This window comes from Ruegeria sp. CL6 (genome assembly GCF_056536465.1).
The window spans coordinates 985,285-1,012,281 of sequence record NZ_JBQFPR010000001.1 but is presented as its reverse complement, the minus strand read 5'-3'; the positions used below and the strand labels follow the sequence as shown (position 1 = coordinate 1,012,281).

Genomic DNA, 26,997 nt, shown 5'->3' with positions numbered 1-26,997 from the left:
GGATAGAACACTCGATGAAAATTAGACTTTTCGCAGTTGCTGCCCTGATGATCTGGGTGATATCGCTGGCTTTTCCCACCGAGGCGCTGGCGCAGACCTCGCTTATTCCAGGGTACAGTTCTGGCTCGGACACAAGCGCTGATGCGAGCGACGAAAGCGATCTGGCCGCAGCCATTCGTTCGGCGACCGAGGCCGGAGCAAGCGTAATCGTGATCGATAGCGCCGGTCAGATTGTCTCGTCAGGGGGGACACAGGGCGCTGTAGATGGCGCCGCGCCGCACGACCCGATGTCCGAAGGGTCGCAGCTTATGAAAGCGCAAGAGCGGTTTTCCAAGTTCCGCGAGTCGATGGCGTCGCGGCTTGAGGCGCTGCCCTACTCAATATTTGAAGTTCAGTACATCCTTCGGCAAACCAGCCCCGATGGTCGGATTCAAACCTATGTCGAGGTTCTTTTCTGGAACATCCTGTTCCTTTTGCTGGGCCGATGGTTGTCCATAGAGATTTACGGCAAGCGCATCGCCAAAGGGATCGTTGTCGCGCGATCCAAAGAAAACCCGCAGGGGTATCGTGAAAAGATGCCGTTTCTGGTGTTCCGCTTCCTGATGGGGATCGGAGCCACGGTTTTTGCGATGCTGATGGCGCTGATCGTTGGGTATCTGTTCTTCGGCGAGGCCGAAGATATCTCGATCCAGTTTACGGTCACGGCGATCTTCACGGCATTCTTCCTGTCTCGAACGGTGTCGGACCTGTGGCGCATGGTGCTGTCGCCGTATCTGAGCCAGTACCGCCTGCCACCGTTTTCGGACCGCGACGCCAAACGGTTGTATGTCTGGGCCTCGGCATTGGCGACTTATGACATCACCGTGGTCTTGTTCTCGACTTGGGTCGCGGATTTCGGACTGAACTACAACGTCTATGCGATGGTCTACGGTAGTCTGACAATGGTCGGGGCGCTGGGCAATATTCTGATGATCCTGTTCAACGCACGGGCAATTTCCAACGCCATTCGCGGGGGGCGTTCGCCTGATCAGGTGTCCTGGATCCTGCGGTTCATTTCATTTGCGTGGGCACCGGTTCTGATCGTCTACATGGTGTTCAGCTGGTTCAAGCTGGCAGTCGATCTGGTGCTCGAAAACGAAAACTCGATCCCCATTGTTGCCAGCAGCTATGCGATCTTCATGTCGGTTGTCATTGCCTATGGCGCGATGAACTATCTGCTGGAGCGGTATTTCGACCGCAATCGCCAGATGGAAGAAATCAATGCCGAAGCAGAGGAAGATCAAGACATCGAGACCATCGACACGCCGCTTGCAGAGCAGCGCAAGCATTCGATCGTAACGTATGAGGATCTGGCCCGGCGCGTTGCAGGTATTCTGGCCTTTGTCGTTGGTCTGTACGCACTGGTGGTGATCTGGAACCCGGATGCAAGCTGGAGCGAAGACCTGCCCATTGAACGTGCCCTCGACGTGATGGTCATCTTGTTCATCGGATATATCCTGTTCCATTTCTTCCGTGTGTGGATCGACAGCAAGATTGCCGAGGAGATTGACGAGGGCGGCGGCGAAGCCGAGCTGGGTGACGAAGGTGGCGAAGGTGGGCAAAGCCGTCTGGCCACTCTCTTGCCACTGTTCCGCGGTGCGATCCTTGCCGTGGTTGTCGTCACGATCGTTCTGATCGTGCTGATGGAGTTGGGGATCAATGTCAGTCCGCTGTTTGCGGGTGCTGGTGTCGTAGGTCTGGCGGTTGGCTTTGGTTCGCAAACGCTGGTGCGGGATATCTTCTCGGGCGCGTTCTTCCTGATGGATGATGCGTTCCGCAAGGGCGAATATATCGACATTGGCGATGTGAAGGGGACGGTTGAGAAGATCTCGGTTCGGTCTTTCCAACTGCGCCACCACTTGGGTGCGCTGAACACGATTCCCTTTGGAGAGATCAAGGTTCTGACAAACTACTCCCGCGATTGGGTGATCATGAAGCTGCCGCTGCGGGTGACGTATGACACCGATGTCGAGAAGGTGCGCAAGCTGATCAAGAAACTGGGTCAGGAACTGCTGAGTGACCCGGTGATTGGTGACAATTTCATCCAGCCGCTGAAATCTCAGGGTGTGATCGAAATGCAGGATTCCGCGATGATCATCCGGGTCAAGTTCATGACCAAGCCGGGTGACCAGTGGCTTGTACGCAAGAAGGTCTATCAGGAAATCCGAGAGCTGTTCGCCCGCGAAGGCATTCGCTTTGCTCACCGCGAGGTTACGGTTCGTCTGGCCGATGAAAAGGCGGCAGAGGACCTGACGCCAAAACAGCGCGAGGCCGTTACCGGGGCGGTGCAGGCCGCAATTGACGAGGATTACCTCGACGATATCGGTCCGGGTGGCGATGATCGCTAGGGGCGGCTCCCGCCCCTTTGGGTTGCGTCTCTGACGAGACACCGCCCAAAGCGTTGGGCCGGGCCGCGCGTGCCGCGCGGCGGGTGCGTTATGACTTAGACGTTGACCAGTTGGGTTGGGACGAGCCCAGCTTGGATGCAGGCAAGGGCCAATACATGTCTGCCTTGCCCACGCGGAGGGCGGGCTTCAGGCGATAGCCTTTGCCCCAGCCCGAGACCTCGGGCTTGTCAGAAAAGTCAGCGGGCTTGGCCTGCGCTATTTCTTCGGTGGTTTCGGACTTGGCGAGGCTTGCCAGCAACTCGGCTGTGCGGGCCAGCGACATCCGGGCTTGCATGACAGATCCGCCCGATGCGGCCTCGGCCAGTGCAGACAGAACGGCTGCGGCCATCAGGTAGCCGGTTGCGTGATCCAGCGCCTGAACAGGCAGGGGCGTCGGCTTGTCGGCTTTGGCCCAAACACGCCCTGCATCGGCGATGCCACTGCTCATCTGTACAAGGCTGTCAAAACCACGCCGGTTGGCCCACGGTCCCTGCCAGCCATAGGCGTTCAGGGTGACTTCGACGCGGTTCGGGGCCAGTTCATCCCGCTTTGCCTGTGTCAGGCCAAGCGCATCCAAAGCGCCGGGCCGGTATCCGTGAACAAACACATCGGCCTGCGACAGCAGAGAGTGCAACTTTTCGATGCCCTTGGGGATTTTCAGATCCAGATAGGCACAGCGTTTGCCCAAAGAGATATCGGGAATCACACCGGGCTCGTCCCAGCCCGGTGGGTCGATGCGCAATACCTCGGCCCCGAACCCGGCCAAAGTGCGCGTGGATACTGGCCCAGCCAGCACGCGAGTCAAATCAAGGACGCGGAGGCCCGTCAGCGGGCGCTCTGCCGTTGCCTGCGGCCTGTCGCGCAAGGTAATCGGACGGGGATTGGTCCACCCGATCAAGGGATCACGCGAGACGGCGCGCCCCTGCGGATGATCCAACCAGTCCGAGCGGCTGCGCATGGCGGCGGCCACGCCGCCCTCTGCGACGATTGCAGTTTCGAGATCAGAAATCGCCCAAGTTTTCACGGCCTGCGATACGGCCTCGCGCTCTGGTTTGGCACCTAGAACTTTCAATGCCGCCGCCCGGTGACGGGGCAGGTTGGTATGCAGCCTGATCCACCCATCTGCGGCCTGATAATTTCCGGCAATGGCGTCCCAGAGGCTTGGCATTTCCCAACAGTCCGGCTTGAAGGAAAACCCGTACCAGAGAGAGGCCAGCCTGTGATCGACCGAAACCTCTGGCGCGCTGGGGGCAAGGTTCAGTGCTGCGATCAAGCGGGCCAGTTCCTGACCCACAGCGGCGAAACTGGCGGTTGCCAGTTCTGACACCGCATAGACACTGGGCCGCGCCCCTGATCCCGTTGTCAGATAGCCACCTGATGCGGGTAGGGCAGAGATCAGGGTCATTGCTGATATGGGTCCAGACTGTCCCGCAGCCCGTCGCCAAGGAAGTTGAAGGCCAGAACCACTACAATGATCGGCAGCATCGGGATAGCCGTCCACGGATATATCTCGATTGAGGCCAAGTTCTGCGCGTCATTCAGCATCACGCCCCAACTGACAGCAGGAGCCCTAAGCCCAAGGCCAAGGAAGCTGAGCGCCGTTTCCCCAAGGATCATGGCCGGGATGGACAAGGTGGCCGAAGCGATCAGGTGCGACATGAAATTCGGCAGCAGGTGTTTGCGGATCACCCGGCCCGAGCTTGCGCCCATCATCTCGGCGGCGCGGACATATTCCTCTTCCCGCAGGGACAGGAACTTGGCGCGCACGGATCGCGCAAGACCGGGCCAGTCGAGTATCCCGAGAATGATCGAGATGATGAAGAACACCGCAACCGGGCTCCAATTCGACGGCACCGCAGCCGACAGTGCCAGCCAAAGCGGAAGTTCCGGGAGAGAGCGCAGAATTTCAATCACACGGTTGATAACCCAGTCGATCTTGCCGCCGAAGTATCCGGCCATGGACCCGAACAGGATACCAAGGAAGAAGGAAACAGAGATACCGATCAGGCCAACTGTAAGCGAGAGTTGCGCGCCGTATAGAATTCGGCTGAACACGTCGCGACCCAGACGGTCAGAGCCCCACAGGAACAGGGTTGCGCCCTCGGGCGCGCAGAACAGGTGCGTATCCGTTCGGATCAGTCCCGCCAGCTTGTATTCACTTGCTTCGCAAAAGAACCGGATTGGCCGCGGGTCTTCCGTATCGGGAATGAACTTCCACTGGAATGTCTCAAGATCCGCCTCGGCGACGATTGGATAGACATGAGGACCGATGAATTTTCCGTCGTGGAACCAGTTGATGCTTTGTGGTGGGGCGTAAAGGTGTTCGTCGTTGCGCTCATTCGGGCCATAGGGGGCGATAAACCCCGCAAACGGCAGCATCAGGTAGCACAGCAACAAAAAGATGCCAGAGATCAGACCCAGCTTGTGCGTTCTGAACTTGCGCCAGACCAGAACCCAGTTGGGGGCGTCCAGATCCGCGCGCTCAAGCTGTTGCAGGGCGGCATCCGGATCGAATGGAGCGTCGTCGACATAGCGGCCGTCAGATCGTTTGGTCATGCCTCGCGCCCCTCATAGCGAATGCGCGGGTCCAGCATGACCAGCAGGATATCAGAGATCATGGTCCCGATCAGGGTCAGCAGAGCCACGAACATCAGGATAAAGGCAGACAAGAACTGGTCCTGCGTTTTCAGCGCGGTCAGAAGGGTGGGGCCGATGGTTTGCAAGCCCAAAACGACCGACACCAGAACCGAGCCGGATACCATTGACGGCAGCAGGTTACCGATATCCGCCACGAAGGGGTTGAAGGCCACGCGCAGCGGGTATTTCGTCAGCATCCGCGACGGAGACATCCCCTTGGCGATGGCCGTTTCCACGTAAGGCTTGCCCAATTCATCCAGCATATTGGCGCGCAGGCGTTGCATCATGGCAGACGCGCCGGACGTGCCGATCACGAATGTCGGGACAATCAGGTGAACCAGGATGGACTTCATCTTGTCCCAGCTCATCGGTTGGCCCTCAAACGAGGGATCCATCAGGCCACCGATTGGCAGGTTGAAGTAGCGGTGGCCGTAATAGAACAGGATCAGAGCCAGCAGGAAGTTCGGCGTTGCCAGTCCAAGGTAACCAACAAAGGCCGAGGTATAGTCGATCCACGTCCGGGACCGCGCAGCGGCAATGACACCAAGCGGCAAGGCGACCGCGTAGACGAACAGAATGGCGGCAAGGTTGACCACCACGGTCAACCACAAGGTGTCGCCTACGATTTCGGCCACGGGGCGGTCAAACTCGAAGGACCAGCCGTAATTGCCCTGCAACAGCCCTTCAAACCCATGAGGGCCGGGCCAGAAGCCTATCCAGATCAGGTATTGCTCCCACATGGGGCGGTCCAGCGCGTATTCTGTGCGCAGGAACTCGGCCTTGGCCACGCCCGCAGACTGACCCGATGCCTGAAGCTCTGCGATCTGGTTGCTGAGATAGTCGCCGGGCGGAAGGTTGATGATCACGAAGACCAGCACCGACACCACCAAAAGCGTCAGCAGCATCGTGAAAAAGCGATACACCGCATAGCGCAGCATTACCATTTAGCTGCTCCTGTCAGTCGGCGAAGAAAAACTCGTCGGGACGATGAATACCAAAATGCGCGCCGGGTTCCCATGCCCACATTGCCTGTTCCGGCACATTGCGTAGACGGTTTGAAACGACAATGGGCTGGGGCGCGCCATTCAGAATACCGATCGCGTACAACTGATCTGCGTGAATCTTCAACATTTCGCTCCACGCGGTTTGACGCTGTTCGTCGGTCGTGGCGATCTCCCAGTCATGAGCAAGCTCCATCAGGCGCTGCGCTTCGGGCATGTCTGGTGGCTCACCGGCTTCGCCTCCGGTTTGATAGTGCTGCCCCCATTTCGGCCACGCCAGAAACACCTGATCGGTCGGGGCCAGATATGCAGGTGAGGTGTGGTTTTGCGGAATGCCGTCATCCCAACCAAACCAGACCGATGCCATCGTGTTGCCGGCAAACACCCGGTTGCGCAGGATGTCCCTGTCCAAGGGGCGCATTACCAGAGCAACGCCGATCTCGCGCCATGTGTCAGTGACGATCTGAAGCGCATTTTCGACCTCTTGCCGTTCGCCTGCTGTTTCGATGATCAGCTCCATCGGGCGTCCATCGGGCAACAGGCGGATTCCGTTCTTGTCACGCTCGGTCAGGCCAGCCTCATCCAGCAGGGCATTGGCGAGTTCGACATCAAACTGCGCCCAAGCCTTTGCGTTCTCTTCGTCATAAAACGGCGACGCCGGCAGTACAGACATAGCACCGGGCTGCGCCAGCTTGAAATAGAGCGCCTGATTGATCGTCTTTCGGTCGATGGCCAATGACAGGGCGCGACGCACGCGCACGTCGCGCAGAACCTCGCGCCATGCATCATCGGCAAAATTCAGGTTGGGATAGATTGCGATCTGTGATGCGACCCCTGTTTTCCAAAGCAGGGTTTTGTAGTCGCCACCCTTTTCACCCTTTTTCAGGATCGAGGCGTCCCGGAAGGCCAGACCACGCCCCTGCAAATCGGTTTCCCCCGCGTTTGTCTTGGCGGCCACCAGACCGGGAGCGACGATCTCCATCTCGACGACGTCGATATAGGGCAGTTGCACGCCCTTGCTGTCGATACGGTGATAGTAGGGGTTGCGCACGAAATTGTGCCGGATCTTTTTACCAGAGCTGGCATTCAGCCACGGCTGCAACGTGGGCAATTTGTGATTGTCGAACTTATAAAGGTTGTCCAGCTTGTTGTGCAGCGCGGCCCAGCTTTTGACACGGGCATCCTCGACCTGGAATGCCAGCTCATCCGCATCTGCAAACTTTTCATGGTACTGCTTCAGGAATTCCGACGGCCGGTAGATGAACGGCGGCCGCGCCTGTGCCAGCGACTGCAGGAAGTTGGGGTTCGGGTCGTCCCATTCAAACACGACAGTGGTTTCGTCAGGGAAAGATACCTTCGGCGTCTTGCCCTCGACAATCAGGAAATCAGGCGGACCGGACGGGCTGAGAAGCTCATTGTTTGCAACGTCCTCCCACCAGTACCGAAAGTCCTCGGAGGTAAAGGGTGAACCATCCGACCACTTGTGCCCTTCGCGCAGATGCAGCGTGAACTTTCGATTGCCTTCGTTTTCAAATGACTCGAGCAGGTCCGGCACAATCTCATAGTTCTCATCAAAGCCAACCAGCCGGGCATATCCGTAAACGACCATCTGGCGGATGTCCTTGGATCGCGTGACCATCGTCCGCAGCGTGCCTCCGGGCGTGCCGAAATCACGCCCTTTGGCGGCAAGATCGACGACCAGGGGTTCCGACGGAAGCCGTTCTTCGATCGGAGGCAGATTGCCGGCATCGACCTCGGTTTTCCAAAATACGCCTTCAACGGGTGTCGGAGTTCCGGCCATTCCGGGCAGGGTCCAAAAAGCCGACAATGCGGCTGCCATTAGCAGGGGGCGAGTGGTCTTAAACATGGCATCGTACCTTATGGCCGGGCTCCATCTCTACCAGCGAGGGTATCACGGAGTCGGTAAATCGGAAGGCGTCATCCCAACTGTCTGGTGAACCTGCGCCCAAAGCAACCAAATTCAGGTCGATGGGCCGGTTGATGTCGGGTTCCGGCTGAGCGGCAATCAGCGCCTTGGTGTAAGGGTGGCGGGGATTGTAGAACAGGGTCTCGGGCGGGGCTTGTTCAACCACCAGACCCCGGCGCATCACCGCAACTTCGTCAGCGATACGCGCCACGACCGCAAGATCGTGAGATATGAAGAAATAGGACAGGTTCAGACTGTCTTGCAGATTTTCAAGCAATGTCAGGATTTGTTCCTGCACGGACACGTCCAGAGCCGAGGTCGGCTCGTCGCAGACAATCAGTTGCGGGTCCAGCATCATCGCACGCGCAATGGACAGGCGCTGACGCTGGCCGCCGGAAAACGCGTGAGGGTAACGTTTCAGCATGTCGGCGTTCAGGCCGACGCGCTGCAACATCTCGGCGGCCTTGTCTCGCTGCTCGGCAGGTGAGCCGATTTTGTGTATCTCAAGCGGTTCAGTCATGGCGTCCTGAATACGCATCCGCGGACTGAGCGAGCTGTAGGGATCCTGAAACACCATCTGCGCCTTGCGTTGAAAAGCGGTGCGCTGGGCGCGAGACATCTGGTGAACGGTTATCGGGTCTTCGTTCGGGGAGGTGCGGAAAAGAACCTCGCCGCCCGGGTCAGGTGGTTCCGCGCCAAGGGCAATGCGGGCCGCAGTGGTTTTGCCAGAGCCGCTTTCACCGACGACGGCCAGAGTCTTGCCACGCGCGAGGTTCAGGTCCACGCCGCGACAGGCATGTATCAGCCGTTCGCCCTGCCACCCCTTGCTGGATCGCATCGTATAGGTCTTGGACACGCCCTTCAGTTGCAGGATCAGGTCTTCTTCAGGCATCGGGATGCCAACTGCGTCCTTGTCCGGTATTTCCGGCGCGGCGTTGAACAACTGCTGTGTGTAAGGATGTGCCGGAGAGGTCAGGATCGGCGCGGCAGCCCCGGATTCCATAACGCGGCCTTTGTGCATCACAACGACCTGTTCAGCCATATTCGCAACCACGCCCAGATCGTGCGTTACAAGGATCAGCGCCATTCCGGTTTCGCGCTGAAGCTCTTTGATCAGCCCCAGAACCTGCGCCTGAGTTGTCACGTCCAAAGCAGTCGTGGGTTCGTCGGCAATCAGCAGTTCTGGCTTGGAAACCATTGCCATTGCGATCATTGCGCGCTGCCGCATGCCTCCGGATAGCTCGAAGGGATAAGAATCATAGGCGCGTTGGGGATCGGGGAACCCGACCCGTTCAAATTGCGTCAGAACTTCTTTGCGCGCCTGGGCCTCGGACGCGCCGCGATGCAGCCAAAGGACTTCGCTGACCTGATTTCCGATTTTGTGCAGAGGCGACAGAGAGCGCATCGGCTCTTGAAAGATCATCGAAATACGGTTGCCGCGGATATCCCTCATCCGGCGTTCACTGATCTGGGTCAGTTCTTCTACGCCTTTGGAATCACTCAGGGTAATTGTGCCGCTGCGAATCTGGGCAGTGCGGGGCAAGATGCGCAATGCGGCCCTGCAAGAGATCGTTTTGCCCGAACCTGATTCCCCGACCAACGCAAGTGTCTGCCCAGCTTCCACATCGAAGTTGACGTCTTTGACAACAGAGTCGCCCGCACCGAAACCGATGCTTAGGTCTCGGACAGACAACAACGCAGTCATGCGGGTATTCCACCCGTTAGGCCGTGAGTCGGCATCGGCTTAATCAACTCCCCGTGTTTTTTGTCGCAGTTTCGCGCGGTTGGACCCAACTAGTCAAACCCGTTCTTATGCCGAAATGTCGCGGAAATGTGAATCTGAGGCCAAATTGCCTACACAAAGCCTTGAGGATTTGCCATCAAATGCGATGTCGGCCCCAGCTTTTACGCCGATAGATACCAAGGAGAGATTTTCCCGTGCCCGATACCCAAAGCCGCCTGGATTTGTTCATCGACCGTATGGTCTCGCAACGAGCATGTCTGGATCACGCCATCGCGCAGACAAAAGGCATGCCGGGACCGGTGTTTGAACTGGGGTTGGGCAATGGGCGCACCTATCACCATATGGTCCAGTACATTGAGACTCGGCCGGTCTATGTTTTTGAACGCGCCGTTGCCTCGCATCCTGATTCAACGCCGCCAGAGGATCTGGTGATTTTAGGGGATGTGCGGGAAACGCTCCCTGCTGCGCTGGATCGCTTTGGCGCGACGGCCAGCCTGATTCATGCGGACCTTGGCGGGCACAACCGGGAAAAGAATGATGCGTTTGCGCGCCTTGTGTCCCCACTGATTGAACCGCTTTTGGCCGAAGCGGGGCTGATGGTGTCGAGCGATCGAATGTATTTTGAAACCCTGACTGAAGTGCCGTTACCGGCAGGAGCGGTCGAAGGCCGCTGTTTCATCTATCGCCGCTAGCTGGCCTGCAAGGATATTCTGATGCTGTTTTATGATTGCTCTACCGCGCCGAACCCGCGCCGCGCACGGATGTTCATCGCCGAAAAAGGGCTTGAGATTGAGACCCACGACATCTCTATCGCCAAGGGCGAGCAACTGAGCGAGGAATTTCGCGCCGTCAATCCAAACGCCACAATTCCAGTTCTTGTGACCGACGAGGGGACCGCGCTGACCGAGAATCTCGGTATCGCGGCCTATCTTGAGGCGCGCTTTCCCGAACCGCCCTTGATGGGGCGGACGCCGGACGAAAAAGGCTTGGTTCTGATGTGGAACAGTATTGTCGAGCAACAGGGCGGCGCGCCGATTGCCGAGGCGCTGCGCAATACCCATCCGGCGTTTGAAGGCCGGGCCATACCCGGACCGGTGAGCCACGCACAGATCCCCGAGTTGGCACAGCGCGGCACAGCGCGGGTCGCACGGTTTTTCGATATTCTGGAAGATCGGTTTGCCCAAAGTGCTTTTGTTGCGGGTGACGTATTTACGTTGGCCGATATCTCGACCTTCGTGTTCGTCGATTTCGCGCGCGTGATCAAAATGAAAATTCCTCAGGAAAACACCGCAACTCTGGCCTGGTTTGACAAGATAGCGGCGCGTCCCAGCGCCCAGCTTTAAAGGACCAATCTGGCTTGGCGGGTTTTGGCGATCAGGACTGTACAGAAATGTCTAGACAGAAGTGAACAGTGCGTCTAGCGTCCCTTGCGAGTCATGCAGGGGAGTGCAGGATGAAATCTCAGTATCGTGTTGTGGTCATCGGGGGCGGCGTTGTGGGCGCCTCGGTTCTGTATCATCTGGCCAAGTTTGGCTGGTCGGACGTGGTGATGCTGGAGCGGCGTCGTCTGGCCTCGGGGTCTTCGTGGCACGCTGCGGGGGGAATTCACGCGCTGAACGCCGATCCGAACATGGCAGCGTTGCAGGCCTATACGATCGACCTGCTAAGTGAGATCGAAAAGGAATCCGGCCAAAATATTGGTCTGCACATGACCGGAGGTCTGACTTTGGCGGGCACTCCAGAGCGGTGGGAATGGCTACAAGCGAACTACCGCATCTTCCAGTCCATTGGGATTGACGATTGCGAGCTACTGTCCCCGGAGGAGGCGCAAAAACGCTGCCCGATCATGTCAACCGACGGCGTTTTGGGCGCGATGTGGGCGGATCGTGAGGGCTATATCGACACCACCGGGACGGTGCAGGCTTATGCAACAGCGGCCAAAAAACGCGGTGCGGAATACTACGAAGAAACCAAGGTCGAAAGCCTGACGCAGACGGCAGACGGCTGGCAGGTGGTGACCGATAAGGGTACGATCACCTGTGAACACGTGGTCAACGCGGCGGGTCTTTGGGCCAAACAAGTGGGTCGCATGGCGGGGGTCGAACTGCCTGTTTCGCCGCTGAAGCACCACTATCTGATCACCGATACCGTACCCGAGGTTGCGCAGGCCGATTTTGAGATGCCGATGACCGTGGATCTCGAAGGGTTCACCTATATGCGGCAGGACCAGAAGGGCGTGTTGGTTGGTATCTATGAGGTCGAACACGAACATTGGGCCATGGACGGCGCGCCATGGAACTACGGCGAAGAACTGTTTCAGGAGCAGCTTGACCGGATCGAGAATGAGCTGACGCTGGGCTTTGAGCGCTACCCCTCGATCCAGAATGTCGGCATCAAGACATGGGTCAACGGCGCGTTTACCTTTGCGCCGGACGGTAACCCTCTGGTCGGGCCGGTGCCGGGTAAGCGCGGCTATTGGTCGGCCTGTGCGGTGATGGCCGGTTTCCTGCAAGGCGGTGGTGTCGGCAAGACGCTGGCCGAGTGGATGATCCATGGTGAGCCCGAGGCCGATGCGTGGCCGATGGATGTTGCCCGCTTTGGCGACTTTGCGCAGAACAAGCGTTATATCCGCGAGACGACGGGCCAGTTCTATTCCCGCCGCTTCGTGATGACCTATCCGAATGAGCAACTGCCGGCAGGCCGTCCGCTGAAAATGGCCCCGGCCCATGACGCGATGACCGAGGCAGGGTGCAAGTGGGGCGTCAGTTGGGACTTGGAAGTGCCGCTCTATTTCGCGCCCAAAGGGTTCGAGGAAACGCCGACCCTGAAACGCTCGAACGCGCATGACATCGTGGCCGAGGAATGCAAGGTGATCCGCGAGGGCGCGGGCCTGCTGGATATCTCTGGCTTCTCGCGGTTCGAGGTCAGTGGTCCCAACGCACAGGTCTGGCTGGATAAGGTGATGGCCTCGAAACTGCCAGCGCCCGGACGGGCAAAGCTGGCCCCGATGCTGGGCGAAAATGGTCGGCTCAAGGGTGATCTGACCGTGCTGAACTGGGGCGATGGCACGTGGTGGATCATGGGCAGCTATTACCTGCGGGCCTGGCATATGCGGTGGTTTGATGACCACATGATCGACGGTGTTACCGTTCGCGATCTGGGCGAGGAATATTGCGGGTTCGCCGTAGTCGGTCCGAAATCGCAGGCCGTTGTCGAGAAACTGGCTGAACAGGACATCTCGGGTCTGAAATTCATGGGCTGCGGTGATTTCGATATCGGTCTGGTCCGCGCCCGCGTCGCCCGCATGTCGGTCACCGGTGAGAAAGGGTATGAGATCAACTGCCGCTACGGTGATCACATCAAGCTGCGCCGGATGTTGCTTGAAGCCGGGGCAGACGAAGGCATTCGCGAATGTGGCTTCAACGCGATGCTGTCGACCCGCCTTGAAAAGAGCTTTGGCATCTGGTCGGCAGAGTTCACGCAGCTATACACGCCGGGCATGACGGGCATGGACCGCTGGATCGACTGGGACAAGGAATTTGTCGGTAAGCAGGCGGCGCTGGCCGAGCGCGACGGCAACGGCCCCGCGCAGGTTCAAGTTACGCTGGAGGTTGATGCGCTGGATGCGGACGCCAGCGGCTATGAACCCATCTGGGCAAATGGTAAACGGGTCGGGTTCGTGACGTCGGGTGGGTATGGCCACTACACCGGCAAGTCTCTGGCGATGGGATTGGTCAATCGTGACAAAGCTAATCCGGGGACTGACCTGTCGGTTCATGTGGTCGGTGTAGAGCGCCCCGCGCGGGTGATCGCCGCGTCGCCCTATGATCCGCAGGGCAAGGCGATGCGAGGCTGACTATGATCTCTCAAACCTCGCAACGCGGCAGGCGACGGAGGGGGCGGGGCGCAGAAGCCCCACCCGCAGCAAAGCGTGACGTGAACTACCGTCAGCTCAGGAATCCTTTCCCGCAGATGGAGGTCTTTCCGGCAGAGCAAATCGCCGACATGCATGAAACTGCCCTGCGCATGCTGCAGGAGTTGGGCATCAAGGTTTTGTTGCCCGAGGCGAGGAGGGTTTTCGCCGCAGCGGGTGCCAGAGTCGATGAGCAGACCGAGATGGTCTTTATCGGGCGCGACATTATCGAGGCCGCAGTCGCTTCGGCACCCAAATCCATTGCCTGTCGCGCAGGGGCACGCCACCGGGATTTTGCCTTAGAACTGGGTAGCCTGGTCTTTCAACCCGGAGCGGGCGCGCCCAATGCGACCGATCTTGAGCGCGGACGCCGTCCTGCAACCGGGCAGGATTATCTGGAGTTTCTGAAGCTCACCCATCATTTCGATGTGTTCCAGATGATCTCACCCCAGGTTGAACCGCAGGACGTGCCAACCCATTTGCGGCACTATTTCACCACGCAGGCGCAGATGGAGTTGACGGACAAGTTTCCGTTCTTTTTCTCGCGCGGGACGCCGCAGGTGATGGATTGCTTTGAAATGCTCTCGACCGCCCGTGGATTGTCGGATGAGGCATTCCGCGCGAATCCGCATTGCTATACGATCATCAACACCAACAGCCCTCGGACGTTGGACATTCCAATGGCGCAGGGGCTGATTGATTTTGCCCGCCACGGACAGATGTCGATTGTCACGCCCTTTACGCTGATGGGGGCAATGGCACCGATTACCGTGGCGGGGGCAATTACATTGTCCCATGCCGAAGCCTTGTCAGCTATTGCGCTGACCCAATTGGTGAACCCCGGTGCGCCCGTCTGCTATGGAACGTTCACAAGCAATGTCGATATGAAATCCGGCGCGCCTGCGTTCGGGACGCCCTCGCATTTTCAGGCGTCTCTGGCGGCTGGTCAGTTGGCGCGACATCTGGGTCTGCCTTGGCGGTCGGCGGCGGGGTCGGCCTCGAACAGCAATGACGTGCAGGCGGCCAATGAAAACCAGTTTGGTCTTTGGGGCTGCCTGATGGCAGGCGCGACCGTAATTATCCATTCAGCCGGGTGGCTGGAAGGCGGCTTGACCGTTTCGTTTGAAAAGCTGGTCTGTGACGCCGAGGTTCTGAATATGGTGGCCGAACTGTGCGCAGGGGCGCAGGCGGGTCCGGCTGAGATCGGGTTCGACACTGCGCTGCGCGAGGTCGAGCCAAGCGGCCACTTCTTTGCAACCAGTCAGACGATGGAGCGCTACAACACCGAATTCTACCAACCCCACCTGCATGACTACGCCAATTTCGGAACTTGGACCGAGCGCGGGGCAGTGGATGCCAATCATCGCGCCACCGGGGTCTGGAAGGACATCCTTGCCAATTTCCAATCCCCCGTCCAGAACGCGGATCGGCTGGGCGATCTGCACGAGTTCATCGCCCGACGCACAGAGGAGGGCGGCGCGCCGCCCGAGAGTTGAATGAGCAGTAAACCAATCCTCCACCGTGATGACCCCAAAGCCGAACCGCTGGTCGGCAATATCAAGGTTACGCGCGATGACTGGCTGAACGTGGCGATGGACGTTCTGATTTCGGATGGCGTAGATCAGATAAAGGTCCTGAATCTGGCCGAACGGATGGCCGTGTCCCGCTCGTCCTTCTATTGGTATTTCAAGTCGCGTCAGGAGTTGATGGACGCATTGCTCGAGCGGTGGCAAGCCACAAACACGGCTGCTCTGATCGCGCAGGCCGAAGCCCCTGCCCAGACTGTTACGGCTGCGGTGTGCAATGTGCATCGCTGCGTGGTGAACACGGCCCTGTTCGATACAGCGCTGGACTTCGCGGTGCGCGATTGGGCGCGCAAGTCGGGCAAGGTACGGCGTGCGCTGGATCAGTCCGACGCGCGGCGGCTTGAGGCATTGCACGCAATGTTTGCGCGCTACGGCTATTCCGAGGTCGAGGCCGAAACCCGCGCCCGCGTGCTGTACTATATGCAGATCGGTTACGATCTGGCGCAACTGAACGAACCGATGTCTGTGCGGATCTCGATGGTGCCGCACTACTTGTACGTCTTTACCGGGGTTGAACCACGACCCGAGGAAATCGAAGAATTCAGCGCCTATTCCATGCGCTACTGGAAAGGAGACCCAGCATGAGCCAACCAGACGCAATCATCATCGGAACCGGAGTGATCGGTGCCGCCATCGCGTTCGAGATGGCAAAGGCGGGCTGGAAAACCCTGTCTCTGGATCGAAACAGTCAAGTCGGCCACGGCTCGACCGCGGGGTCCTGTGCGATCATTCGGATGCACTATTCAACCTTCGACGGAACGGCCTTTGCGTGGGAGGGGTATCACTATTGGCGCGATTGGGCCGCGTATCTGGGCTTGCCCGAGGACGCAAACCTCGCGCAATTCCGCGAGACCGGGTGTCTTGTGATGAAAACCGACGCCAACGGGATGTTGGAAAAACACATGGCCAACAGCGCCGATCTGGACTGTCCTTTCGAGGAGTGGTCGCCTGACAAGATCACCGAACGCCTGCCGGTGTATTCGCTGGAAAGCTACGCACCAGCGCGTCGAATGGATGATCCTGATTTCGGGCAACCAAACGGGTTAAAGATGCGGGGCGGGGTGTTCTGGCCTCAGGCGGGCTATGTCACCGATCCGGCGCTGTCGGCACAGAACCTGATGGACGCGGCCAAGCAACACGGGGCCGAGGTGCGCACGGGGGCCGAGGTCGTCGAGATACTGGTCGACGACGGACGTGTTGCGGGCGTCAAACTGGCCTCGGGCGAGGAAATCCGCGCCAAGGTTGTTGTAAATGTCGCCGGGCCAGGTTCGGCGATCGTGAATAAGATGGCGGGTGTGCTGGACGACATGACGATTGAAACTCGCCCCTTGCGGCAGGAGGTCGTGCATGTCCCGTCACCCGAAGGGTTCGATTTTGAACATGACGGTACAATCGTTTCTGATAGCGATATTGCCCTGTATTGTCGGCCCGAGCATGGCAATCATATCCTGATCGGCTCGGAAGACCCGGAATGCGATCCGCATCAGTGGTGCGAGGATGACGTTCACTATAACCACGACTTTACGGATCAATGGACGACGCAGGCCATGCGTTACGCGCAGCGCGTGCCCAGCCTTGGGATTCCGTCGAAAACGCGCGGTGTCGTGGACCTGTACGATGCGTCCACCGACTGGATTCCGATCTATGACAAGTCCAGCCTGCCGGGGTTCTACATGGCCTGCGGCACCAGCGGGAACCAATACAAGAACGCGCCGATTGCAGGTAAGATGATGGCAGCCCTGATCGACTATTGCGAGGGAGGCGCGGATCATGATGCCCAGCCGCTGCAGTTTGAACTGCCGTATATCAAACGCTGGATTGATGTTGGGTTTTACTCGCGCAAGCGACCGATCAACGAAGAAAGCAGTTTTTCGGTTCTGGGCTAGCGCGGTTGAGTTGGAGCGAGTGAGCAGAGTAGGGGGTCGTCAACTTAGGCAAAGTTGGCGGCCAATCCTGTGGCAGAACCAGCTTTCTATGCCGCGAATTTCACCCAGGCCCAAACCATCGCCACGTAAGTCAGGTTATGCAGGCACTGATCCAACCCGGCGGCGCGCCAGAACGCGGCCTGAGTCGGCATGAGCTGTTTTTTGTCCGAGTAACTTGCCTTCGCAAAGTCGATATTGAAATGAACGACCCATTCCAACGCAGCGATTATCAGGATGAAGGACCACGGCGCACCGAAGATCATAAACACCAAAACAGACCCCACAACATGCACTGCGGCATGCTGGGCGCGTCCCATATGAAAGTACTCGCCACGCCCCGCCAGCATCTTGGGCGTCTGGAGATAGTAGTCCGCAAACATGTGTTTGATCTGCAACAAGCAGAGCATCAAAAACACAGCGCCTAAATTGGCAGGCAACTTAAACCTCCCGATATCGTCCTGTTACCAACAGTATGTGGTAAAGTGTTGTTGCGCAAATGAACTTGTTCACACTCGGCGATTATCTGATCAAATTGGAAACTATTTGCGTATTCAGTCGCGATTGCGGTAAAATTCAGGCGTTGGATTTGCGACGCATTCGTCAGGATTGGATCAATGATCCGCAACAGGGGCAGGTTCTATAGAACGTACGATTTTCCGGTTCATTTGGAAGTATTCAAAACGCGACCAGCTTGTTCTGCTGGCCGTGACCTCGACGCTGTTTCCGCTGCTCTACCTGACGCTGGAATTGCCGAAGCGTATCATCAACGATGCTATTGGTGCATCCAGTCCGGTTGTTGATGTCTTTGGCTTTAGTCTGCCGCAGACGAACTTTCTGATCATCCTGTGTTTCGCGTTTCTGGCGGCGGTGCTTGCGCATGGCTTGATGAAGATGCGCATCAACACCATGAAAGGCGTGCTCAGCGAGCGCATGCTGCGGCGGTTTCGGTATCAGTTGATCAGCCGCGCGCTTCGTTTCCCGCAGCCCTATTTCGAGCGGGTCAGCCAGGGCGAGATGGTGTCCATGATCACCGCCGAAAGCGAGCCGATGGGCGGCTTGATGGGTGATGCGATCAGCCAGCCTGTGCTGCAAGCGGGGCAGATGATCACAATCCTGTCCTTCCTGTTCCTGCAAAGCGTCTGGTTCGGGTTGGCGGCCGTTGCCTTGATTCCGGTTCAAGCATGGCTGATCCCCAAACTTCAGCGCCAGATCAACCTGCTCAACAAACGTCGTATTCAGGAAGTACGCGTTCTTGCAGCCCAGATTGGCGAAAACGCGGCCGGGGCGTCGACGCTGCGGGCCAATGGCGGCTGGCGGTATCGCCGCGCCATGATCTCGGATCAACTGGGCCGTTTGTTCGGTATCCGGTTCGAGATTTACCAGAAGAAGTTCTTTATGAAGTTCATAAACAACTTCATCTCTCAGCTGACGCCGTTCATGTTCTATCTGGTCGGTGGCTTGCTGGTGCTGCAAGGGTCGGTTTCACTGGGTGCTCTGGTTGCGGCACTTGCGGCGTACAAGGATCTCAGCTCACCCTGGAAAGAGTTGCTGACCTATTACAACCAGACGCAGGATATGTCGCTGCGCTGGGACGTCGTGATAGATCGTTTCGCCCCGCCCGGCATGCTGGACGAAAAGCTGTTCGAGGACGACCCAAAAGAACGTCCGCATTTGAATGCCGATGTTGTTCTGGACCATGTTTCGGTGCGGGACATGGATGGCAATCAGGTTCTGGACGATCTGAATCTGACCTTCCCGGGGGGTAAAACCATAGGCATCGCCGCCCCGAGTGAAGAAGACCGCCGTGCGATCGCAGAGCTGCTGACGCGTGAAATCCTTCCCAGTGCAGGTCGCGTCGGTATCGGGGGGCACAACCTGTCTGGCCTGCATCAAAGCGTCGTGGCAACCCGGATCGGTTACGCCTCGTCCCGGCCGGTCATGTTTCAGGGAACGCTGGGCGACAACGTCATGATGCCGATGCGGTTCAAACCGCTGTCGGACAAAACGGATGATCCCGGATTTGCCGAAACGCAAAGGGCTGGCAACAGTCGTGACCCGTTCCAGACCGAATGGCTGGACCCATCGCTGGCCGGGTTTGAGAATGCGGATACGTTGCGTGACTGGTGGCTGCAACTGATCGACGGGATGGGGTCCGGCGCGGCCCTGTTCCAACGCGGGGCAGAGCAGGCATTTGACGTTGAGGAACATCGCGAACTGGCCCAAAAACTGGTCGAGCTGCGCCCGGTCGTCCAACAGGCCGTGCGCGATGCTGGTCTTGAGCAGCAGGCGCTGGTTTTTGACCGCGACGCCTATAATGCCGCTTTGCCAGTTGCCGAAAACCTTCTGTTCGCCACGCCGCGTGTGCCTGTTACGCAAGAACTGTTGGCACGCCAGCCCGTCTTTCTGGGCCAACTGCGCGAGTTGGGGCTGGATGAAACGCTGGTCAACCTGACCCGCGACGTGGTCGATATGCTGCGCCAGATCTTTGGTCTGGACGGGACCGATCATCCCTTGTTCCGCAAGCTGGGTCTTGAGGTTCAGACCTACGAAAACGCGGTGGAATTGCTGGAACGAACCCGCGACGAAGGTGTATCCGGGCTGGACGACGACCAGCTTGCCAACCTGCTGGCTGTTCCGGTTGTCATATCCGCCGAGCAGATCGGACCCGCGTTCACGGATGAACTGAAGAACCGCATCCTTGAGTTGCGGCACAGTCACTCCCACAAACTTCTGGAAACGCTCCATGACGTGTTTGCCCCTCTGGATGCCGAGGCGTTCGCACCGGGCCTGACCGTGATGGAGAACGCTCTGTTCGGAAAGGTCAGCCAGATCGGTGGGGCGCGGTCGGATGAGGTGCGCAAGCTGATAGTCGATGTGCTGGACCAAAACGGTGCGCGTCCCTTGGTGGTCGAGCTGATCTATGACGTCCCGGTTGCCTTGGGCGGCCAGAACTTGCCCGCAGTGTTTGCCGAGCCGCTGGCCTTTACGCGTGCGACGATCAAGAAGCCGGACATTCTTATTCTGGAGAATGCGCTGGCAAGCTATGACATGGCAACGCAGGTCGCGGTCTATAAGAACCTGCGCTCGTTGCTTCCTGATACTACGGTTGTCTATCTGAACGACCAGTTCGATAATCCTGACGTATTCGACATGTATGTCGAAATCAGGCAAGGTCGGGTTGTTTCGGATGAAGGACCCGCGGACGTGGAGGAAGACAGTGCAGCCTCGGCAGACCTTGCGCGCAAGTTGCGCGCGCTAGAACAGACGCCGTTGTTTTCCGGTCTGGATCGGCGTCAGTTGCGGCTCTTGGCATTTGGTGCGCGCTGGTTCGATGCCAAACCGGGTGAAGTTGTATTTCTGAAAGACGATCAGCCGACAGATGGTGCATATGTTGTGCTTGAAGGAGAGGCCGGGCTGTATCTGCCTCAGGCGGGCGGGCCGGATCAACTGATTGCGACCGTTGGCGCTGGCGCTTTGGTCGGTGAATTGGGGCTGATCCGAAAAGAACCCCGCGCCCTAAGCATGATCGCGGAAACGGAGCTGTCCTGCCTGCGGATCGGTGAAGAAGAATTTCTGGCCGTTGTCGAAAACGACGCGGCGACAGCGTTCAAGCTGTTGCAGGTCATCGCGGGATACGTATCGAACTAGCCAGATCAGCCTTCGGGCTTGCAGAACAGGTCGTAAAGCAACCCGATCATTTGGGCCGTGTTGCCGTCCTGAAGGGTATAGTAAATCGTTTTCCCCTCCCGGCGGGTCGATACCAGACCTTCGCTGCGCAAGCGCGCAAGCATCTGGCTGACGGCCGCCTGCCGCGTGTCCAGCAGCCTTTCAAGTTCGCTCACGGACTTTTCGCCCTCACCCAGATGGCAGAGGATCATCAGGCGGCCTTCATGCGCCAGCGCCTTGAGGAAAGCCGCTGCTCGTGCCGCGCTGTCCTTCATGTCCGAAAGCGCTTCGTCTGTGTCCTGAATTTCTTTTTCCGTTACTGTCACGCGCAGCCTGTTCGCAACTGGGGGTTGGTCCAATATGGCCCAGATCGTAGGCGATTGTCACCCCTCGGTGGCTGGCGCACCGCCCTGAAACGCGTTTCCGTTGACATAGTCGCAGGGTTCTTCCTGCATTTGCAGGTGCAGCCCATCGCCCGTGAAAGGGTGCGCACGAGCCAAGTCTTCGTCCACTTCAATCCCCAGACCGGGCGCGGTTGGGGCTGATACGAACCCGTCTTCGACGCGAAGCGCGCCTTTGATCAGGCTATCGTGAAAAGGCGTTTCGATGGTTTCCAGCAGCAACAGGTTCGGGATCGACGCCGCCAGTTGGATGTTGGCGGCCCATTCAATCGGTCCTGCATATAAGTGCGGGGCCATCTGCGCATTGAAGATTTCGGCAATGGCCGCGACCTTCTTCATCTCCCAAATGCCACCTGCGCGACCGAGCGCAGGTTGCAAAATCTCAGCCGCACCCGCCCGCAAAACAGCGCCGAATTCGGCCTTTGTCGTCATACGCTCTCCGGTCGCGACGGGGATGCGGACGTTGCGGGCAACGCGGGCCATGTCCTCGATCATGTCGGGCGGGGTCGGTTCCTCGAACCAAAGCGGGGAATAGGGTTCCAAAGCCTGACCCAAGCGGATCGCGCCTGCCGTATTGAATTGGCCATGAGTGCCAAATAGCAGGTCTGCCTTATCTCCCACAGCTTCGCGGATCGCTTTGCAAAATGCGACGGACATCGAAATATCGGTCATCGCAGGCATGTGGCCGCCGCGAATTGTGTAGGGGCCAGCAGGGTCGAATTTTACAGCAGTGAATCCGCGCCGGACCATTTCGGCTGCGCATTCTGCGGCCTGATCCGGTGCAGTCCAGAAATCAGTCAGGTTATGCTGGGGCAGGGGGTAAAGATACGTGTAGGCCCGGATGCGAGGGTTCATCAGCCCGCCCAGCAAGGCGTAGACAGGGCGATCCCGGTCTTTGCCGAGGATATCCCAACACGCGATCTCAAGACCCGAAAACGCGCCCATCACGGTCAGGTCCGGGCGCTGGGTAAACCCGCTGGAATAGGCGCGGCGGAACATCAGTTCGATATTTTCGGGGTTTTCGCCCATCATGTGCCGTTCAAACACGTCGCGGATGACGTGGCGCATCGCTTCGGGGCCGACCGACGAGGCATAGCATTCCCCCCAACCGGTGATCCCGGTATCGGTCGTGACCTTCACCAGAATCCAGTACCGCCCGCCCCAGCCCGGAGCAGGCGGTGCGGTGACGATGATATCGAGGTCCTGCAGCTTCATCCCGGTTCTCCCCGCGTTGTGTCAGACCCTGTCGAACACAATGACATTGCGTTTGGCCGATCCGGTTTTGGTGTCTGCGATCGCTTCGTTGATCTGCTCCAGAGACCAGCGGCCCGAGATCAGCTCGTCCAGTTTCAACCGGCCCTGTTCATACAGGTCTATCATCCACGGTATATCACGCTGAATGACCACGTCGCCCATCTTGGACCCGATCAAACCCTGACCCAAAGCGGCCAGAATGACGGGTTCATAGCTGGCTGTATCCCCGGAATGGGGCATGCCGATCATGATGGCCTTGCCTCCGCGCCCCAGATACCGCACGGCCTGATCATATGCCGGGATCGCGCCAACTGTGATCAGAACGGCGTCGGCACCACGCCCGCCCAGCGCCTCGTATGCGTCTTTCCACGGAGCCTTGGATGTCGCCAAAACGCCGTGGGTTGCGCCGAACTCTTTCGCGATTGCAAGTTTTTCTTCGGTCATGTCGACGGCGACAATTCGACGAGCACCGGCGATGCGGGCCCCCTGAATGGCGTTCAGACCGACCCCACCCGCGCCGATAACTACGACGTCCTGACCGGCGCGCAGACCGGCGGCATTCACGGCGGCGCCGACCCCGGTAATCACCCCGCAGGACAGCAGGCTGGCCACATCTTTGGGCATGTTTTCCGGGATTTTGACAATCTGCCGGTGGCTGACCACCACCTTCTCGGCAAAGGCGCCGCAGGCCATTGCTTGCTCCAACGGGCCGCCATCTGCTGCGCGCAACGGCCCCTTGACCGTGTCGTATGGCGTTTCGCATATCGTCGGCTGGCCTCCGGCGCAGGACGGGCAGGACCCGCACGCCCGGATCAGCGTGACGACAACGGTGTCCCCTTCTTCAAACCCTTCGGTCGCGTCGCCCACCGCAGAGATGATCCCGGCGGCCTCGTGCCCGTAAACGGCAGGGAGGAAGCCGCCCCAAGCTCCGCTCGCGTAGGAGATATCTGAATGACAGATCGCCACCGCATCCAGGGTCACTTCGACCTCGCCTGTCCCTGGTGGCGCGAGTTGAACGTCTTCGACTACCAGAGGTTCATTGAACGCCCGGCATACGGCGGCTTTGATGGTCTGCATGATTTCCCTCGCTCCGTTTGGATCACGGTGGCGCGGTCGGGTGCGCTCTGCAAGACGGAAATCGTCATTTAAATGTGCTTTGCCGTCAACTTTTGCCGCTTCTATGCGCCATCAAGGTTGGACGCGCGTGCGCGACATCCAGACGAAGGTTACGGGAATAACGGCCAGACCTACCCCTGCTAAGGTCAGGGCCATGTGGCTAAGGCCCGCCAACCCGCCGGCCGGGGAGGCAATCAGGAACCCTGACACGAACAATACGACCCGGGACACCAGACTGAAAGGGCCGGTTCCGAGTGAGCCTGCAAAGGCCAAATACCCCTGCAATGCCGCGGAAATAAACCAGATTCCTATCAGGGCGCAGATCAAAACCACCGCCACTTCAACCGTCGAGCCTTGCCCGATGAGCGCGGGGTTCAAGACAAAGAAGAAGGGCACAAAGTAGATTACACCGCCCAGTTTCATCGCCTCGATCCCTGTGCGGAAGGCATTGGCCCCTGCCATCGACGCGGCCGCGAATGCACCCAATGCCACCGGCGGGGTTATGTAGCTCACCATGCCCCAATACAGAATGAACAGATGCACCGAGAGTTCGTTAAGTCCCGCCTGAACCAGAGCAGGGGCCAGGACGACGGCCAGAAAGATGTAGCAGGCCGTGACGGTCATACCCATGCCAAAGACAAAGCTGGTCAGGGCGCCCATGATCAGCAGCATGGTGACTGAACTGCCCGCCATATGTACAAGTTCATTGGCCAACGGGCCGGTCAGTCCGGTTGCCTGAAACGCGCCGACGATCATGCCAATGCCCAGCAAAACGGCCACCAGTTCAGAAAGGGTGCGTCCAACCGAGACGATAATGTTGAGAAAGCCTTCTAGCGAAACGCGGTCGTTTTTCTTGAACTGGTTGACCACAAGCAAAAGGACGACCGCGAAGAAGGGGGCCGTGGTTTCCCAGCGAAAGGCAACCATCAGGAAAATCAGCAGCGCAAAAACTGAGATGTACAACCAGCCTTCGCGCAGGGTCTGACCAACGTGGGGGCGTTCGCTCTGGCTCATGCCTTTGAGGCCGTGCCTTGCAGAATACGCGTCGATTTGGACGAACAGGCCGAAGAAATACAACAGCGACGGGATCGCAGCCGCCAGCATGATCTCGACATAGGGCATGCCCAGCCACGAGGCGATCACAAAGGCCGTCGCCCCCATGATCGGCGGCATGACAACTCCGCCGGTCGAAGCGCACGCCTCGGTCGCGGCCGCAAATCGCGGTGCAAACCCGGTTTTCTTCATTGCAGGAATGGATACGGCACCCGTGGTGAGGACGTTCGAGATAACCGAACCGGACATCGACCCCATGAAGCCGGATGCAAAGATTGAGACCTTGGCGGCACCGCCGCGGAAGCCGCCGACCAAAGCGAGAGCGAGGTTGTTGAAGAATTTACCGCCGCCGGTGAACTGCAATACGGCGCCAAACAGGATGAATCCGATGACCAGATTGCCGAAGGCTCGCATCGGAATACCGAACGACGCCTCGGACGAAATCATGAAATAAGGAACCACGTCTCGGAACGGCTGGGCAAAGCCGTTAAGCGGATCGGGTATCTGATCCGCAAAGGTCGGATACAGCGAAAAGAACAGCACGATGATAAAGATCACGAACCCACCGGCCCGCCGGGTTGCTTCGAGGATCAGCAAGTATAGTAAAATCGAGGCCCAGACCGCTTTGTCCGGCGCGGCGTATTCCCAGCCTGAATCCAGGCTGGTTCCGGCTGTCAAAGCAAAAAATCCGGAAATACTAAATGCTAGGGCGGCAAGTATCCAATCGTACCACGGAACGCGTGCCGACAGGGTGTTGCCCGCTCGGAAGATGATGAATGAGAGGCTGAGAAACAGCCCTGCCAATGCATAGAGGTACGTCCCCTCCAAAAGCGATGTACCGCCCAGCCTCAGATTGAACAGCTTGTCTACTGCGAGCCCGATTGCAGTGAGCGTGAAAAGGATGATGAGCCAGCGCGCCAGCCCTGAAAATGTCCGACGTTCCTCGGCAAGTTCGGCTTCGATTGCGGCGCTGCCGCGCGTGCTTTCAGGTTGCTGCGTCATTGGCTCTCGCAAGTATTGTGTTGGTATCGGTATTGGAATGTGCGGGCTGAGGAGCCCGCACAATCAAGTGTTTTCGGGTTCGCGACCTTTAGAAAACCACCTCAAAGCCACCGGCTTCCAGGGCGTCGCGGCGCTTTTGCTCCCAGGCTTCTTGCCAGTTGTCCGGCCCTTCGGCTTTCAGCTCTTCCCAGGCTTTTTGCAGCAACGACTGGCGTTCGATCAGCTTGTCATTGTGGGCCTGCGCTTCGTCGGTCCAAAGGCCCAGTTCCTGATAATAGCGGATTGCGCCTTCGTGGTAGGGAGCGACCCATGTGAAGTTCTGCTTGTCGATCGCCCATCCGTCGACGCTGGGCGCGTTGCCGGTGTATTTGTCGTACAGTTCGTGAAGCGCCTTGGTCATGTTGTATGTCAGAGCTTCGTCCTGATCGACATACGTCATGAGAACCGGATAGGCGTATCCTGCGGTTTGGACCCCGTCGGTGTCATCAATGTTGCCCCCGGCCGTGGCCGTGATTGGCGAGAAGAACGGCGCAATGGCCAGCATCCGATCCAATCCTTCGGAATTGTTCGGGTCAATCGGTGGCCAGTACACACCGCGCGGCGACGAAACTGCTTCGTAAACCCGGCCCGAGGTCGTGGTCGCAAAGGCTGCATCGACCGTTCCGTCAATCATGCCAACCCAAGAGTCTCCGTATCCGCCGAATTCAACAATCTCGACATCATCCCAGGTGAGACCGCCATACGCCAGATATGCTTCGTTGTTGACGTTCAATGCAGGGGCACCTTTGATCCAGGCCACACGCATCCCTTTGAGGTCCGAGTATTCAAAGCCTTCGCATCCGGGCTTGCCTGCCTTTTCACAAGCCTCAGCCGCGACCGCGAGGGTCAGGCCAAATGTTCCGCCATTGTTGGCCGCCAAAATACGAACCGGCTGCGGCCCCCAGTTTTCTGCACCGAACTGGAACACGCCTTCCTGCGCCATGAAAGAGCCGCCGACGCCGTTGGCAGAAAACTGTACTTTGCCCTGCCGCAGAGGTTCGGTCCGCGCGATGTCGTTTTTGCCCGGCAAAACCCGAAGGTTGACGCCCAGCGCTTCTTGCATCGCAGCGCCGATGGCGACGGATTGGTTGTAGCCTGCGGACCCAGTGCCGTAAGCCGTCCAGGTGATTTGGGTGGGCAATTCTATTTCGCCCGCCACCGCCCAAGTCCCGGTGACCGAGCACGCCGCTGCAGCCAATAGTTTTCGTGTAAGCATCTTTCTCCTCCGTTGCCTAACATGTCTGCGGTTTTTCGGCCGATTTCGACGAGCCTTGTGAACTCCTGGAAATGGCGTTGTCCGCTCAACA

At 58.5% G+C, this 26,997-nt stretch carries 19 protein-coding genes; 8 read left to right on the top strand and 11 right to left on the bottom strand.

From position 1 onward, the window contains the following. Positions 1–14 precede the first annotated feature (14 nt). Complete coding sequence (locus ACR0LH_RS04990) at positions 15–2,387, top strand: mechanosensitive ion channel domain-containing protein (RefSeq protein ID WP_480719882.1); 2,373 nt, start codon at positions 15–17, stop codon at positions 2,385–2,387. An 88-nt stretch (positions 2,388–2,475) separates the two neighbouring features. Here ACR0LH_RS04990 and ACR0LH_RS04985 read toward each other — a convergent pair whose 3' ends face one another. From ACR0LH_RS04985 to ACR0LH_RS04965, 5 genes are read right to left on the bottom strand one after another with little or no spacing between them, the layout of a single operon-like run. Then, entirely contained in the window at positions 2,476–3,831 is a 1,356-nt protein-coding gene (locus ACR0LH_RS04985) for a CoA transferase (RefSeq protein WP_480719881.1), read from the bottom strand. Then, complete coding sequence (locus ACR0LH_RS04980) at positions 3,828–4,982, bottom strand: ABC transporter permease (protein ID WP_480719880.1); 1,155 nt, start codon at positions 4,980–4,982, stop codon at positions 3,828–3,830. Before ACR0LH_RS04980 ends, ACR0LH_RS04985 begins: the two co-directional genes overlap by 4 nt. Then, positions 4,979–6,007: an ABC transporter permease gene (locus tag ACR0LH_RS04975; RefSeq protein ID WP_170414048.1), complete on the bottom strand. Its 1,029-nt coding sequence runs from the start codon at positions 6,005–6,007 to the stop codon at positions 4,979–4,981. Before ACR0LH_RS04975 ends, ACR0LH_RS04980 begins: the two co-directional genes overlap by 4 nt. A gap of 13 nt (positions 6,008–6,020) precedes the next feature. Further along, positions 6,021–7,931 (bottom strand): ABC transporter substrate-binding protein, encoded by a 1,911-nt coding sequence (locus ACR0LH_RS04970; RefSeq protein ID WP_480719879.1) that lies wholly within the window; start codon positions 7,929–7,931, stop codon positions 6,021–6,023. After that, positions 7,924–9,696, bottom strand: coding sequence for an ABC transporter ATP-binding protein (locus tag ACR0LH_RS04965; RefSeq protein ID WP_480719878.1), 1,773 nt, complete (start codon positions 9,694–9,696; stop codon positions 7,924–7,926). Before ACR0LH_RS04965 ends, ACR0LH_RS04970 begins: the two co-directional genes overlap by 8 nt. A gap of 233 nt (positions 9,697–9,929) precedes the next feature. Here ACR0LH_RS04965 and ACR0LH_RS04960 point away from each other — a divergent pair, with 233 nt between their 5' ends. From ACR0LH_RS04960 to ACR0LH_RS04935, 6 genes are all read left to right on the top strand, one after another. After that, on the top strand, positions 9,930–10,427 hold the full coding sequence (locus tag ACR0LH_RS04960) for a class I SAM-dependent methyltransferase (protein ID WP_480719877.1): 498 nt from the start codon (positions 9,930–9,932) through the stop codon (positions 10,425–10,427). Positions 10,428–10,448: 21 nt separating this feature from the next. Beyond that, positions 10,449–11,078, top strand: a complete 630-nt coding sequence (locus tag ACR0LH_RS04955; protein ID WP_480719876.1) for a glutathione S-transferase family protein — start codon at positions 10,449–10,451, stop codon at positions 11,076–11,078. Positions 11,079–11,188: 110 nt separating this feature from the next. After that, positions 11,189–13,591 (top strand): GcvT family protein, encoded by a 2,403-nt coding sequence (locus ACR0LH_RS04950; protein WP_480719875.1) that lies wholly within the window; start codon positions 11,189–11,191, stop codon positions 13,589–13,591. Positions 13,592–13,593: 2 nt separating this feature from the next. Then, positions 13,594–15,144, top strand: a complete 1,551-nt coding sequence (locus tag ACR0LH_RS04945; protein WP_480719874.1) for a trimethylamine methyltransferase family protein — start codon at positions 13,594–13,596, stop codon at positions 15,142–15,144. Continuing rightward, on the top strand, positions 15,145–15,819 hold the full coding sequence (locus ACR0LH_RS04940; protein WP_170697431.1) for a TetR/AcrR family transcriptional regulator: 675 nt from the start codon (positions 15,145–15,147) through the stop codon (positions 15,817–15,819). Then, complete coding sequence (locus tag ACR0LH_RS04935; RefSeq protein ID WP_480719873.1) at positions 15,816–17,120, top strand: NAD(P)/FAD-dependent oxidoreductase; 1,305 nt, start codon at positions 15,816–15,818, stop codon at positions 17,118–17,120. The genes ACR0LH_RS04940 and ACR0LH_RS04935 overlap by 4 nt, the downstream gene beginning before the upstream one ends. Before the next feature lie 86 nt (positions 17,121–17,206). On the opposite strand, the gene ACR0LH_RS04930 is transcribed toward ACR0LH_RS04935, so the two are convergent. Beyond that, on the bottom strand, positions 17,207–17,566 hold the full coding sequence (locus ACR0LH_RS04930; RefSeq protein WP_170389627.1) for a DUF3307 domain-containing protein: 360 nt from the start codon (positions 17,564–17,566) through the stop codon (positions 17,207–17,209). Between the two features lie 244 nt (positions 17,567–17,810). Between ACR0LH_RS04930 and ACR0LH_RS04925 the strand changes: the two genes are divergently transcribed. Then, positions 17,811–20,807: an ABC transporter transmembrane domain-containing protein gene (locus ACR0LH_RS04925; RefSeq protein ID WP_480719919.1), complete on the top strand. Its 2,997-nt coding sequence runs from the start codon at positions 17,811–17,813 to the stop codon at positions 20,805–20,807. 5 nt (positions 20,808–20,812) lie between these two features. On the opposite strand, the gene ACR0LH_RS04920 is transcribed toward ACR0LH_RS04925, so the two are convergent. The 5 genes from ACR0LH_RS04920 to ACR0LH_RS04900 all read right to left on the bottom strand — a co-directional run bounded on the left by ACR0LH_RS04920 (position 20,813) and on the right by ACR0LH_RS04900 (position 26,906). Then, on the bottom strand, positions 20,813–21,100 hold the full coding sequence (locus tag ACR0LH_RS04920) for an ArsR/SmtB family transcription factor (RefSeq protein ID WP_480719918.1): 288 nt from the start codon (positions 21,098–21,100) through the stop codon (positions 20,813–20,815). A 108-nt stretch (positions 21,101–21,208) separates the two neighbouring features. Further along, the gene (locus ACR0LH_RS04915; protein WP_480719872.1) at positions 21,209–22,441 is read right to left on the bottom strand and encodes a mandelate racemase/muconate lactonizing enzyme family protein; all 1,233 of its coding nucleotides are present in this window, start codon (positions 22,439–22,441) and stop codon (positions 21,209–21,211) included. Positions 22,442–22,462: 21 nt separating this feature from the next. Continuing rightward, positions 22,463–23,557 (bottom strand): Zn-dependent alcohol dehydrogenase, encoded by a 1,095-nt coding sequence (locus tag ACR0LH_RS04910; protein WP_480719871.1) that lies wholly within the window; start codon positions 23,555–23,557, stop codon positions 22,463–22,465. Between the two features lie 111 nt (positions 23,558–23,668). Beyond that, positions 23,669–25,651 (bottom strand): TRAP transporter permease, encoded by a 1,983-nt coding sequence (locus ACR0LH_RS04905; RefSeq protein ID WP_480719870.1) that lies wholly within the window; start codon positions 25,649–25,651, stop codon positions 23,669–23,671. Between the two features lie 88 nt (positions 25,652–25,739). Then, positions 25,740–26,906: a TAXI family TRAP transporter solute-binding subunit gene (locus ACR0LH_RS04900; protein ID WP_480719869.1), complete on the bottom strand. Its 1,167-nt coding sequence runs from the start codon at positions 26,904–26,906 to the stop codon at positions 25,740–25,742. Between the last annotated feature and the right edge of the window lie 91 nt (positions 26,907–26,997).